The organism is Arthrobacter sp. AL12, from assembly GCF_029960645.1.
Lineage (GTDB): Bacteria > Actinomycetota > Actinomycetes > Actinomycetales > Micrococcaceae > Arthrobacter.
Window position 1 is genome coordinate 218,652 of the sequence record NZ_JASBQY010000006.1, and the last position, 11,260, is coordinate 229,911.

15 protein-coding genes and 2 pseudogenes are annotated in these 11,260 nt (G+C 67.7%); 7 read left to right on the forward strand and 10 right to left on the reverse strand.

What is annotated here, in order from left to right; translation table 11 throughout:
- Nucleotides 1-92 precede the first annotated feature (92 nt).
- Complete coding sequence (locus QK291_RS09600; RefSeq protein ID WP_282381186.1) at nucleotides 93-488, forward strand: nuclear transport factor 2 family protein; 396 nt, start codon at nucleotides 93-95, stop codon at nucleotides 486-488.
- Between the two features lie 27 nt (nucleotides 489-515).
- Here QK291_RS09600 and QK291_RS09605 read toward each other — a convergent pair whose 3' ends face one another.
- On the reverse strand, nucleotides 516-1,673 hold the full coding sequence (locus QK291_RS09605; RefSeq protein ID WP_282381188.1) for a serine hydrolase: 1,158 nt from the start codon (nucleotides 1,671-1,673) through the stop codon (nucleotides 516-518).
- Nucleotides 1,674-1,939: 266 nt separating this feature from the next.
- Between QK291_RS09605 and QK291_RS09610 the strand changes: the two genes are divergently transcribed.
- Both QK291_RS09610 and QK291_RS09615 read left to right on the forward strand, forming a co-directional pair.
- A complete protein-coding gene (locus QK291_RS09610; RefSeq protein ID WP_282381190.1) occupies nucleotides 1,940-2,068 on the forward strand; it encodes a hypothetical protein in 129 nt (42 codons plus the stop codon).
- Nucleotides 2,069-2,278: 210 nt separating this feature from the next.
- A complete protein-coding gene (locus tag QK291_RS09615; protein ID WP_282381192.1) occupies nucleotides 2,279-2,623 on the forward strand; it encodes a hypothetical protein in 345 nt (114 codons plus the stop codon).
- 39 nt (nucleotides 2,624-2,662) lie between these two features.
- Here QK291_RS09615 and QK291_RS09620 read toward each other — a convergent pair whose 3' ends face one another.
- The 3 genes and pseudogenes from QK291_RS09620 to QK291_RS09630 all read right to left on the reverse strand — a co-directional run.
- A complete protein-coding gene (locus QK291_RS09620) occupies nucleotides 2,663-3,430 on the reverse strand; it encodes an SDR family NAD(P)-dependent oxidoreductase (protein ID WP_282381194.1) in 768 nt (255 codons plus the stop codon).
- 9 nt (nucleotides 3,431-3,439) lie between these two features.
- A pseudogene (locus tag QK291_RS09625) lies at nucleotides 3,440-3,682 on the reverse strand (PEP-utilizing enzyme); the annotation flags it as partial.
- Nucleotides 3,666-3,752 (reverse strand): annotated as a pseudogene (locus QK291_RS09630) (short-chain dehydrogenase/reductase); the annotation flags it as partial. The pseudogenes QK291_RS09625 and QK291_RS09630, both read right to left, overlap by 17 nt.
- A gap of 47 nt (nucleotides 3,753-3,799) precedes the next feature.
- Here QK291_RS09630 and QK291_RS09635 point away from each other — a divergent pair.
- A complete protein-coding gene (locus tag QK291_RS09635) occupies nucleotides 3,800-4,387 on the forward strand; it encodes an SDR family oxidoreductase (protein WP_282381222.1) in 588 nt (195 codons plus the stop codon).
- Here the strand turns inward: QK291_RS09635 and QK291_RS09640 are convergent, their stop codons facing one another.
- Nucleotides 4,388-4,861, reverse strand: coding sequence for an Hpt domain-containing protein (locus QK291_RS09640; RefSeq protein ID WP_282381196.1), 474 nt, complete (start codon nucleotides 4,859-4,861; stop codon nucleotides 4,388-4,390).
- A gap of 33 nt (nucleotides 4,862-4,894) precedes the next feature.
- Entirely contained in the window at nucleotides 4,895-5,704 is an 810-nt protein-coding gene (locus tag QK291_RS09645) for a DeoR/GlpR family DNA-binding transcription regulator (protein ID WP_282381198.1), read from the reverse strand.
- Nucleotides 5,705-5,869: 165 nt separating this feature from the next.
- On the opposite strand from QK291_RS09645, the gene galT reads away from it, so the two are divergent.
- On the forward strand, nucleotides 5,870-7,138 hold the full coding sequence (galT, locus tag QK291_RS09650) for a galactose-1-phosphate uridylyltransferase (RefSeq protein ID WP_282381199.1): 1,269 nt from the start codon (nucleotides 5,870-5,872) through the stop codon (nucleotides 7,136-7,138).
- Nucleotides 7,139-7,215: 77 nt separating this feature from the next.
- Here the strand turns inward: galT and QK291_RS09655 are convergent, their stop codons facing one another.
- The 4 genes from QK291_RS09655 to QK291_RS09670 form a co-directional block, all read right to left on the reverse strand.
- Entirely contained in the window at nucleotides 7,216-7,563 is a 348-nt protein-coding gene (locus tag QK291_RS09655) for a DUF202 domain-containing protein (RefSeq protein WP_348994567.1), read from the reverse strand.
- A gap of 2 nt (nucleotides 7,564-7,565) precedes the next feature.
- The gene (locus tag QK291_RS09660; RefSeq protein ID WP_282381226.1) at nucleotides 7,566-7,937 is read right to left on the reverse strand and encodes a DUF202 domain-containing protein; all 372 of its coding nucleotides are present in this window, start codon (nucleotides 7,935-7,937) and stop codon (nucleotides 7,566-7,568) included.
- Nucleotides 7,938-8,177: 240 nt separating this feature from the next.
- Nucleotides 8,178-8,717 (reverse strand): TspO/MBR family protein, encoded by a 540-nt coding sequence (locus QK291_RS09665; RefSeq protein WP_282381200.1) that lies wholly within the window; start codon nucleotides 8,715-8,717, stop codon nucleotides 8,178-8,180.
- A 103-nt stretch (nucleotides 8,718-8,820) separates the two neighbouring features.
- Nucleotides 8,821-9,441: a TetR/AcrR family transcriptional regulator gene (locus tag QK291_RS09670; protein ID WP_282381202.1), complete on the reverse strand. Its 621-nt coding sequence runs from the start codon at nucleotides 9,439-9,441 to the stop codon at nucleotides 8,821-8,823.
- Between the two features lie 68 nt (nucleotides 9,442-9,509).
- Between QK291_RS09670 and QK291_RS09675 the strand changes: the two genes are divergently transcribed.
- Both QK291_RS09675 and QK291_RS09680 read left to right on the forward strand, forming a co-directional pair.
- Complete coding sequence (locus QK291_RS09675) at nucleotides 9,510-10,289, forward strand: SDR family NAD(P)-dependent oxidoreductase (protein WP_282381204.1); 780 nt, start codon at nucleotides 9,510-9,512, stop codon at nucleotides 10,287-10,289.
- A gap of 256 nt (nucleotides 10,290-10,545) precedes the next feature.
- On the forward strand, nucleotides 10,546-10,938 hold the full coding sequence (locus tag QK291_RS09680) for a hypothetical protein (protein WP_282381206.1): 393 nt from the start codon (nucleotides 10,546-10,548) through the stop codon (nucleotides 10,936-10,938).
- The last annotated feature ends 322 nt before the right edge of the window (nucleotides 10,939-11,260 follow it).

An 11,260-nucleotide genomic window follows, 5' to 3' on the forward strand; every position in this document is an offset into this window, starting at 1 on the left:
GACCAAGTCGACAGCCTCAAGGAAGGGGTTCTGGACGGCGCCCGCAGCCGAAGCTGTGGCGGAAACCACTGTGCGGGAGCACAATGCATGGCATGGAGCCAACGAATGTGGATGAATCAAAGGCAAACGAGAATGTGGTTAACCGACTGATCGCGTGCATCAATGACCGTCGGGTTGAAATCATGGATGAGTTGTTTCATGACGACGCCGTCATGCACTGGCCGCAGTCCGGGGAACTCGTGCGCGGCGCCGAGAACCGGAGGGGAATCTACAGCGCCTTCCCGCAGCTGCCGACCATTACGCCCCGCAGACTCGTCAGTGGCGGGAACCTGGTGGTCGCCGAGGCGTCCTTGGATTACGGCGGCCCGAAGTATGAAACGGTCTTCATCTTCGAATTCCGGGACGGCAGGATTGCCAGGGAAACGGCGTACTGGAGTGAGGCCTTCGAGCCGCCGGCCTGGCGCGCCCAGTGGGTTGAAAAACCCTAGCGGGCAATCCGATAACTTCCGGCACTGTCAGCAGGCGGCATTCAGCGCCGCCACCACGGTCTCGGCCATCTCGTCCACGATTCCGTTGTCCTTGACGCCGAACGGGCCGGGTGGATGCGTCAACGACATGGAAACCTGCCGTGAACCGTCCGCGCTGGAGACCGAGAAGGTTCCGTACCCCGGCACATCCCCTCCGTGGCCGTAGTAGTAATTGTTGGTGCACGTGTCGTTCCAGCGGCCGATGCCCAGACCGTAAAGCGCATAGAGCGGGCTCTGCATGTCGGCCACCTGGGCCAACGGCAGCAGTTGTCCCCGCAACAGCGCCGAATAGAACGTGTTCATATCGCCCACGGTGGAGATCAGCCCGCCGTCGGGCGACCCGACGAACATCTCGATACTGCTGACGTCCCGGCGCTCGCCGAAGACAGTGATGTAGCCGCGGACCATATCGCCCGGGGCCAGACCGGACTGGGTCATGGCAGTTCCCTTCAGCTGGAGCGGCTCCACGATGTCTGTCCGCAGGACATCGCCGATGGGCCGAGCGCGTAGCCGTTCCACGATCATTCCCAGGGCGACGTAGTTCGAATTTGAGCACTCAAATCCCTGGGCAATTTTCCGTTCCCACTTCTGGGTTCCCGCCAGGGCAAGCCGCTCCGTGTGGCTCAGCGGAGTGTCAAACACCTCGCGCAGGCTGCCTTGCTGCAGCATCGGGATCACATAGTCCGGCATGCCCGACCTGTGCTGCAGCAACTGCCTCACGGTGACCTGCTCGGGTGGGCGCAACAGGCTGTCGACCTCGGGAAGGATCTGGCTGACGTGGTCCTCAAGCCCGAGCCGTCCCTCCGCAACCAGCTTGAGGACCGAGACGGCCACGAAGCCCTTGGTCACTCTGCCCACCCATGTGCGGTCGCTGATCCGGGCAGGCTCCTCACTTTCCAAACTGCGCACACCGTAGACCCGCGACCACTCTTCGCCCCGTATCTTCGCCTGGACCAGGACGGCCGGCGCTCCGGCGTCGCGCATTTCGTTGGCAAACCCATCGAGAGCGGTCGTGACGTTGAGGGTGGCGGGGGATGGTGGCCCGGTGGGCTGGGGCGCCGGAGTGCATCCCGTCGACGCTGCCAGGACCGCCGCAGTAACGGCGGCCCAGATCTGGAACCGCTTCCTTGACGGTGCCCGCGCCAAACAGATTCCAGCCACCCCGCGGACGAAAAGCACCTTTTTACGGCCACCGGACCTGATTGCCTGCGCCACATCCGGGCCGCTCACCGGCCCCCGGGCCGTACGTCGGTTCTCCTGACAGGCCCTTTTTTCGTCGCGGGCGAAAATGTATCGTCACTCAATGGGGGCGCCGCTGTCCGGTTTGAGGGGAACACAGTGGACCAGGACCGAAGGCAACACCGCCCTGGTCCGGGCGATTCTGCACCGTTCGGATAGGGTGCGGGATGCCGGTGAGCGGTCTTGTCGATAACATCCTGAATGTCAGCCCGCTGCTGGCCCTGGTCATCGTGGGCGTGTTGGTCTTCGCCGAGGATGCGTTCTTCTTGGATTCCTGGCCGGTAACTCATATGACGCGGTAGCCAGGGCTGTGGGACAGGTCATCACAGCCATGGTCGTCGCCGCCGTAGCAGTCGCCTTGATTGCTTGGAAGGTCCGCACGTCCCGCGACAAGCACCGGTCTGGCGGCACTCCCGATTCCGGTCCCACAGTCGGTAGAGCGGAACCGTGACAACCCATTGGCTGCTGCGAAATTTCAACGCACGTCGGTGTTCAGTGGCAGACTTTCGGCCATGGAGCCCGTGGATTGTCTGGTCATCTACGCTCCCACTGCGGCGGCGCACGCCGTGCGGAAGGCCATTGGCGACGCCGAGGCGGGCAGGCTGGGCAACTACTCGCACTGCTCGTTCAGCACCGAGGGCACCGGGCGCTTCACCCCGTTGGAGGGTGCGAATCCGACCGTCGGATCGGTCAGTTCCCCCGCGGAGGTGCCGGAAACCCGGATCGAGGCAATCTACCCGCGCTCCCGGCGCGAGGCCGTCGTCGGCGCAGCACTGTCCGTGCATCCGTATGAGACGCCGGCGTTCATGACTTTCCCGGTCGGTGGCAGCATGCCCGACGCAACAGGCCCGCTCTGACCGGCTGCCACCCGCCAGTCGCCCCGGGCCCGGGCTCCCTCAGAAAAGCGTGACGCCGGTGAGCTCGGCGAGGATGTCGGTGAGCCTGTCCTGGAAGGTGGTGTCGGTGACCGGCGGGGCCGGCTTCTGCGGCCGTCGGTGGTGCCAGTACTTGCCGGAGACCAGCGCGGCGGGGTCCTCGCTGACGGCGAGCCAAGTCTGGGTGTCGGCGCCCAGGGCCAGGTCGCCGGGGGCGCCGGCGCCGCCCATCCTGGTGGGCACCCAGCCGGGGTCAACGGAGTTGCTGAGCACGTCGGGCCACTGGCGGGCGACGGAGGCGGAGAGCGCCGAGACGTGGAGTTTGCTCTCGGAGTAGGCCGCTCCGGCATTCCAGCGCCGTTCGGTCCAGTTGATGTCGTGGAGGCTGCCGTCGGCCCCGCGGTGCATGCCGCTGCTGACGTAGATCAGCCGGCCGGGCCGCTCGATCAGGGCGGAGAGGATGTAGGGGGCGAGCACGTTCACTGCCAGGGTGCGGGAATGTCCCTCCGGGGTCGCGACTCGCCCCGGCGAGAGGTAGACGCCGGCGTTGTGGATGATGGCGTCCATTCGCCCGTGCGCGTTGACCTGCCCGGCGAGGTCCCGGGTTTCGGCGGCGCTACTGAGGTCGCCGATTACGATGCCGGCCGACTGCGAGGCGAGGTGAGCGAGGGAGGCCGCGCGTTCCCTCGTGCGCGCGTGCAGCAGGACCTCGTGGCCCTCATCCAGCAGCGTCCGGGCGTTGGCGAGGCCGAGCCCGTCGGTCGAACCGGTGATGAAAATGCGAGCCATGGGCTGATCCTAGCCGGATCCCCCCGTGGCCGGACGGGGACCGCGCTCGATTGTGACGGTGCCGGCGTCGCCGTCGACGCGGATACGCTGGCCGCTGCTGATCCGCTGGGTGGCAACTCCGGTGCCCAGCACCGCCGGGATCCCGTACTCGCGGGCCACGATGGAGCTGTGGCTCAACGGTCCGCCGACGTCGGTGACCACCGCGGAGGCCATCGCGAACAGCGACGTCCAGGCGCGCCGTCGCGGACTGGATCAGTGAGCGGCCCGCGAAGTCCGTGCGGAAGCCGCCGGGCTCGATGACGGTGACGTTGATGCCCAGCGGCACGCCTGGTCCGGAAAGCCACGGCACTCGGTGACGTCACGGGTGTCATCCACGCCGCGGGGGTCTCGCCCAGCCAGGCCCCGCCGGCCGCCATCCTCGCCGTGGACCTGTACGGGACGGCCTTGGTGCTGGAGGAGTTCGGAAACGTGATCGCCCGTGGCGGCGCCGTCGTCGTTATCGCTTCGCAGTCCGGGCACTGCCTGGGCGCTCTGACCCCCGAGGAGAACACGGCCCTGGCGACGACGCCGGCCGACGAGCTGTTGACGCTTCCGATGCTCCAACCGGGCCGGGTCGCAGATTCGCTCCACGCCTACCAGCTGGCTAAGCGCGGCGATTCGCTGCCCGTGATGGCCGAGGCCGTGCGCTGGGGCAAACGGGGCGCGCGGATCAACGCGATCAGCCCCGGCATTATTTTCACCCCTCTCGCCAAGGACGAGATGGCCGGCCCCCGCGGCGGCGGATACCGGCGCATGATCGAGTTGTCCCCGGCGGGACGGGGCGGCACTCCGGACGAGGTCGGCGCCGTCGGCGCGCTGCTCTTGGGCCCGGACGGCGCGTTCATCACCGGCAGCGACTTCCTCATGGACGGCGGCGTCACGGCCTCCTATTTCTACGGCGAACTCGCCCCGCAATGATCAGGGGGCAGGGGCCGGAGCCCTGGCGTCGCCGGCGTCGTCGGGAAACGCAGTTGCGACGGCGCCCGCCAAGGCTGATTTGAACTCGGCGGCGAGCCGCGGGAGCGCACCGGCGTGGGGTATCCGTTGTCCGCGGAGTTCCGTTTCCAGCCCTGTGCAGTAGACGGCCATCCGCTCCGCTCCGAGCATGGCCGAGCTTGCCTTGAGGCTGAGGACGGCGTCAAGGGCGGCTGCGGGGTCCGCTGTTGTCAGTGCTGCGTCCACGCGGGTGAGGCGGCCCTCGAACAGTTTGAGGAAATCGTCCGCGAATCTGGCGGCGGCAGAACGCCCGGCGTGTTCGATCAGGGCCTGCAGTTCAAGAGGGTTCAGGGCCGGTGTTGCTCTGGGACCGGCGCCAGAAGGCGGCGGTGCGGCCATGTGACCGGGCTTAGGTGCCTCGGGCAGCGGTTTGTTCATAGCGTCCCCCAACGTCATGGTTTCAAGCCTAGTCTGTGGCGCGGGTCAGTCCTAACGCCCCGGCCGGACGGACCTGCCCACGGCCCCGGCCCGGTCGCCCGCAATCCGCAGCCGGCCCACGCGCTCGCCGAGGATGCGCCGGGCCTCGCCGGGCAGGCCCTCGTCGGAGATGAGTTCGTCCGCGTCCTCCAGGCCGGCGATGGTGCTGATGCCGAACGTGCCCCATTTCGTGTGGTCGGCGAGGACCACCAGGCGGCGGGCGGCGGCGACGAAGGCCCGGTCCGTCTCGGCTTCCAGCACGTTGGGCGTGGTGAAGCCGGCGTCGGCATCGACGCCGTGGACGCCCAGGAACAGCACGTCCAGGTGGAGCTGCTTCAGCGCCGAGGTGGCCAGCGGGCCCACCAGGGCATCCGAGGGGGTGCGCTCGCCGCCGGTGAGGATCACGGTGGACGGGGACGAGCTCTGGTGGAAGACGTCGGCGATCCGCACCGAGTTGGTCACCACGGTGATCCGGGGCCCGGCGGACAGCAGCTGGGCCAGCGCCCACGTGGTGGTGCCGGCGCTGAGCCCCACCGCCATGCCCTCGCGCACCTGGGCGGCGGCCTCGTGCGCGATCGCCATCTTCTCCTCCGGCAGCTGGGTCACCTTCAGTTCGAAACCGGGTTCGTGGGTGCCCACGCCGCCGGGCAGCTTGGCGCCGCCGTGGATTTTCTCCACGGCACCGGCGGCGTCCAGCGCGTCGATGTCCCGCCGGACGGTCATCAGGGACACGCCCAGCATCCGGGCGAGGTCCGCGACGCGGACAATCCGCTCGCGCTGGACCTCCGCGATGATGGCGGAGTGGCGGGCTGCGGCTAGCATTCTGCGTCCTTCGGGGTGTTCCGGCAGGGAAACGGGGGAGTGGGCGGCGGCTGCGCAGGCTTCCTCCTGCATATCCTAACGTCCACGCACGGCAAGAGCACACACCTTTCTGCTTCATTTTGTTCGCTATTGTTTGAAAATGTTTTGTCGTGTACAACTGTAACTATGACGCGAACCACGATGACCCGGCTGGCCGATGGACGCGAGATCCTCTATTTTGACGATGCCGGCTCCGCCGAGCGTCCCGCCGCGTCCCTCGTGGACCACCGCGAGCTGCCCGGCCGCCCGGAACCGGGCCAGCTGCGCTTTGACGCGCTCAGCCGCGAATGGGTGGCCATCGCGGCGCACCGGCAGTCCCGGACGCACCTGCCGCCGGCTGACCAGTGCCCGATCTGCCCGACGACGCCGGCCAACCAGACCGAGATCCCGGCGCCGGACTACGACGTCGCAGTCTTCGAAAACCGCTTTCCCTCCCTCGGGCCGGAGGCGCACGCGGTTCCCGGGGCACCGGGCTGGGGAACCACCGCGCCCGCCGTCGGCCGTTGCGAAGTGGTCGCCTTTACCCCGCAGCACACCGGATCCTTCGCCGAACTGGGCTGGCGCCGGACCCGCACGGTGATCGACGCCTGGGCCCACCGCACGGAGGCACTCAGCGCGCTCCCGGGCATCCAGCAGGTCTTCCCGTTCGAAAACCGGGGCGCGGACATCGGAGTCACCCTGCACCACCCGCACGGCCAGATCTACGCCTACCCGTACGTCACCCCCCGCGCGGCGGTCCTGGCCGCCGCGGCCGGCGACTACTTCGAGAGCTCGGACGGCACGGCGAGCCTCACGTCCTCCCTGCTCCGGGCCGAGCGCGGCGACGGCAGCCGCATGGTGCTCGAGGGCGACCACTTCAGCGCCTACGTCCCCTTCGCGTCACGCTGGCCGCTGGAAGTCCACCTCGTCCCGCACCGACAGGTCCCGGACCTGGCCGGCCTGAACGGGGCCGAGCGCGACGAGCTGGCGCAGCTCTACCCGGAGTTGCTGAAGCGCTTCGACGCCCTCTACCCCACGCCGACGCCCTACATCTCGGCCTGGCACCAGGCCCCCCTGGAGCCGGCGCTGCGCCGGGCCGGCCACCTGCACCTGCAGCTGACCTCGCCCCGCCGCGCCGCGGACAAGCTCAAGTACCTGGCCGGCTCCGAGGCGGCCATGGGCGCGTTCATCAACGACACCACCCCCGAATCCGTCGCGGCCCGGCTGCGGGAGGTCGCCAGTGAAGGCGCCGATGACCGCGCGGCTGCACCGGCCGGCGCCGCGATCCGTACCACCCTGACCCCGGAAGGCACCCGCCGTCGGCCTGCCGATGCCCGGCCTCAACCCGGAGCACGCCCTGCTGCTGAAGGTCACCACGGCCTAACCCCATCGACTGCTCCACAACGGCCCTTTTGAGCCCTCAAAACGGCAGTTGTGGAGCAGTCGACGCGGGGTGGGGTCCCCAACGTTGAGCCCGTGTGGTGGACAGTGCCCTAACGCTGCAGCGGCAGGAACAGCACCGTGTAGATGCCCAGGCCGGCTAGGACCACCACGCTGCCGGCAATGGCCGCGGTCGCCCTCACATCCGCGGTCATTGCCGCTCCGCCGATGCCGCTGGCGGCCCGGTGGTAGCGGCGTCGCTGTGTAAGGGCGATGCCGAGGGCGACCAACAGTGACGCGGCCACCAGGGTGCCGACAAACCAGCCGTGGTGGGGCATCCAGCGCAGGAAAATGCAGGCCGCCGTGATCAGCGTCAGCGCGGTCCGGCGCCAGGCGAGGTCCGTGCGTTCGGGCTGGAGCCCGGGGTCGTTGTGGACCGCGGCCATTCTCGTTCGTGCCACGGCTAGGCCGGCCGCCACATCACGAAGACGATCAGCACGGCAGCAACAACCGCGCCGCCGGCTGCCAGGATCGGCGCGATCAGCGGCACCGGAAGTGGTGCCTGGTGCCGCATGGCCCGTTCCACATTGAGCCAGCGGAAGAACGAGCCGCCGGCGGTCACCAGCCCCAGCAGGAGCAGCAGCACAGCCACGGTCTTGCGGATTTCGGGGACGAAGAGCTCCGAGGTAAAGGCCTCCACGGCGATGCCGCCGGCCACCATCGCAAGCGAGGTGCGGATCCAGGCCAGGAACGTGCGCTCGTTGGCCAGCGTGAATCGGGGATCCGGGTCGGTCCCGCCGCCCAGCGCCCGAGCCAAGATTCCGCGGCGGCCCAGGTCTGCGCCCGCACCGGCCCCGGCAGCCTCCGTCCCCGCAACAGCCCCGGCCGTTCCCGCCCCGGTGTCCTCTGCAGCCTGAGCCCCGCTGCCGGATTCCCCGGCGCTGGGTGCCTGACGGCCGGGCGCCTCGGGGCCGTTGTGTGACGAATCGTGTGTCTCTTCGTGTGCGGTCATGATGCTCTCAGGATGCCACCCCACGGGATAATTCCGCACTCTCCTGCCGCCGCGCGGCCCCTGTCAGTTGTTAACGGCAGCGTACAGGTTCAGGCTCGCCGAGAACACGAGCCACGAAACGTAGGGCAGCATCAGCACTCCGGCCGTCCTGCTGATCGGCCCGAAGGAGAGCACCGTGAGTGTCGCCACCACGGCATGAGCACCAATAACGAGGAGTGCCAGCCACAGGGCAGCGGCCCCCATTGCCGGGTACAGGCCGAAGAACATCAGGGGCCACACCAGGTTCAGGAGCAGGAGAACCCCGTAGACCGTGAACGCGGCCCTGCGGTGACGGCGCCGCTGCCGCCACACCAGCCACGCGGCGACGGCCAGGGCGGCGTAGAGGACGAGCCATACGGAGCCGAAGAACCACCCCGGCGGTGTCCACGGTGCCTTGTCGGCCAGGGCGTACCAGCCGGCGTTCATCCGGATCGGCAGGGAGCCCAGCAGCGACACGATCCAGGACATCGCGAGAAAGCCGGTCAGTGCCGCGGCCTGCCGGCGCCAGGAGCGACCGCCCGTCAGCGCGGGGCGCGGCAGTCTTCGTTCAACATTGGCAAGCACCCACTCACTGTGGACAATCGGGGGCTGGTACGTCAAACCGCGACTTGAGCAGCGGAAGGCACGCAGACGTCCGCCCGCAGTCCCGGCGGTCCGCGGGGGCCGGTCAGGCTCCCGGCACCCGCAGTACCTCGACGGCAGCCAGCAGATACGGCACCGGATCCGGGTCCGTGCCCGCGGCCCACCGCATCCACGCTTCAAAGGTCGCCGCCAGGTAGGCCGCACTCAAGTAGCAGGCCGTTTCCTCGGGAACGCCGAGGACAAGCAGGTGCTGCCGGGCCCGCTCGCGCTGGGGCGCCAGGGACTCGTAGCTCCGGCTGGCAAGCTCAGGATGCTCGGCGATCAGCCGCAGCCGCCCGCGCGAGACCGAAAGATCGGAAATGACCGCCACCCCGGCGACGGCCGCGGCGCGCAGCCCCGCCACGAGGTCCTCACTGTCGCCTCGCTGGTCGAGTGCCCCTTCGAGGGCGGTCCCCGAGGCAGCGATCACCGGTTCCATGCCGCCCCAGATGAGGTCGGCCTTGCTGGAGAAATACCGATACAGGCTCTTGCGCCCGATGCCTGCCGCGCGGGCGATGTCCTCCATCGAGGTTCGTTCGTAGCCGATTTCGGCGAAGAGCCGCAGGGCTAGACTGGCGATGGCGTCCGGATCGATGGTCACCGGACGCCCGGCGGAACGCATGCCGGGGGGCTCGGGATCGTCCGGGAGCATCACACCAGTATCCACCCTTTCATTATGACACAGCGTGTCATAAGGTGGAAGGCGTCAGCGCTGGAATCGTTCGGAAGGACATCATGGGCAACGAAGCTTCATGGCAGGAATCCATCACGGCGGGCCGCTTCGCCGGTAAGACCGTCATCGTCACGGGCGCCGGGTCGGGTATCGGCCTGGCCACGGCCCTGCGCGTTGCCAAGGAAGGCGGCAGGGTTATCGCCGCCGACATCAGCCCCGAGCGGCTGGACGCCCTGGTTGCCGTGAACGGCGGCCTGGACGTGGTCCCCGTGGCCGGTGACATCTCCGACGAGGACACCGTCGCCGCCGTCGCCGCGGCCGCGGGTGGCCGGGTCGACGGGCTCGCAAACGTCGCCGGGATCATGGACCACTTCGCCCCGATCCACGAGGTCGACGACGCCACCTGGGACAGGGTATTCAGGATCAACGTCACCGCCCTCATGCGCCTGACCCGTGCCGTGGTGCCGCTGATGCTCGAGGCGGGTTCCGGCTCCGTGGTCAACGTCGCCTCCGAGGCCGGCCTCCGCGGTTCCGCCGCCGGCGCCGCGTACACCGCGTCCAAACACGCCGTCATCGGCCTGACCAAGAACTCCTCGGTGATGTACGGGCCCGGGGGTCTGCGCTTCAACGCCGTGGCTCCCGGCGCCACCATCACCAACATCGAGGCGACATGGGGCTCCCAGCTCGCCGCGGAGCGCCTCGGCCCGCTCATGGGTGCGAACATCCCGGCCCCTGCTACCGCGGCCCAGCTGGCGGCCTCGATCACTTTCCTGCTCAGCGACGACGGCACCAACATCAACGGCGCCATTCTGGCTTCCGACGGCGGGTGGTCCGCGGTCTGACCGCAGTCACGCGCACGCAAAGGACGACGGCGGTCGCCCTGGACCCGGTCCGCCAACTGGGCAATCTGGCCGTCGGCGGATTCCCGGCGCTCGGTCCAGCCGGTCGGGATGGAGGCGCCCGGTGTTGAGCTGTCGAAGCCGCCGCCGCCCGGCATCGCGTTGTTGCCGGACGGGAGCTCCAGTTGGTCCCACGCGGCGCGGAGCGGTTTGCGCAAACGGTGCCTTGAAGCCGCTGGTTGAATTGCCGGAATCCTGAGTGCAGGTTGCCCAGGCTGGGCCTGCTGCGCCGGTGCTGTCCTGGCTGATCGTCAGAGAGCAGCTGCTTTTCCATGGTGAGTTTGCAGATTTCTCTCGGCTAGGCAGATATTGGCCGCTCACTTTTGGGAGAGAAAAGAGTGCTTCTCCTTTTTTGAGTCTTCCCCAGTCTTTCCTGGTGGAGAAAAAAATGTCATGGAATCCGCGAATTGCCTCCTGCGCATCACGGCCCGGCATCCGGATCGCGTTTCTCCCTGGTTCCGCAGCCACCGTTTCAACACCGGTGAGGCTGCGGCGTACGCAGACTCTGGACCCTGCCATCGCATCGGCGGGCCGTCCAAGTATCGGGCTAAACAAGCTGAAAATCAACGAAAAATGGCAGCTTTGCTGCTGACCGAGTACATCTTTCAGGAACGGCTCGTAGTTCCCCAGTAGGCCACGCCGGAGACCCAAGTAGGGCAGCTGAGGCCATGCAGGAAGTGGAACGAACAACCAAGTAACAGCCACTCGTGACACAACTTTAGGTGAACTTTAGGCTTTAGGCAGGGCCACCATTCAGTGGCTGCTGGGGTATTGAATTGCGCACACTATGGACGAATCCTTGTGAATTCGTCCGCTAGGTTCTCATTCGCTAAGGTTAACGCCTTTGGCGTCCTAAATTTCATGAAGTGGTGAGGCTTTTGTCTATTCCAAATTTGGGCCCGAATTCGCCGTCC

Bases quoted from the DNA above. Each gene is read 5' to 3' on its own strand.
- QK291_RS09615 (WP_282381192.1), top strand. From the start codon at position 2,279: ATGGAGCCCGTGGATTGTCTGGTCATCTACGCTCCCACTGCGGCGGCG.
- galT (WP_282381199.1), top strand. From the start codon at position 5,870: ATGACGCGAACCACGATGACCCGGCTGGCCGATGGACGCGAGATCCTC.
- QK291_RS09640 (WP_282381196.1), bottom strand. From the start codon at position 4,861: ATGACGTTGGGGGACGCTATGAACAAACCGCTGCCCGAGGCACCTAAG.
- QK291_RS09600 (WP_282381186.1), top strand. From the start codon at position 93: ATGGAGCCAACGAATGTGGATGAATCAAAGGCAAACGAGAATGTGGTT.
- QK291_RS09645 (WP_282381198.1), bottom strand. From the start codon at position 5,704: ATGCTAGCCGCAGCCCGCCACTCCGCCATCATCGCGGAGGTCCAGCGC.
- QK291_RS09620 (WP_282381194.1), bottom strand. From the start codon at position 3,430: ATGGCTCGCATTTTCATCACCGGTTCGACCGACGGGCTCGGCCTCGCC.
- QK291_RS09675 (WP_282381204.1), top strand. From the start codon at position 9,510: ATGGGCAACGAAGCTTCATGGCAGGAATCCATCACGGCGGGCCGCTTC.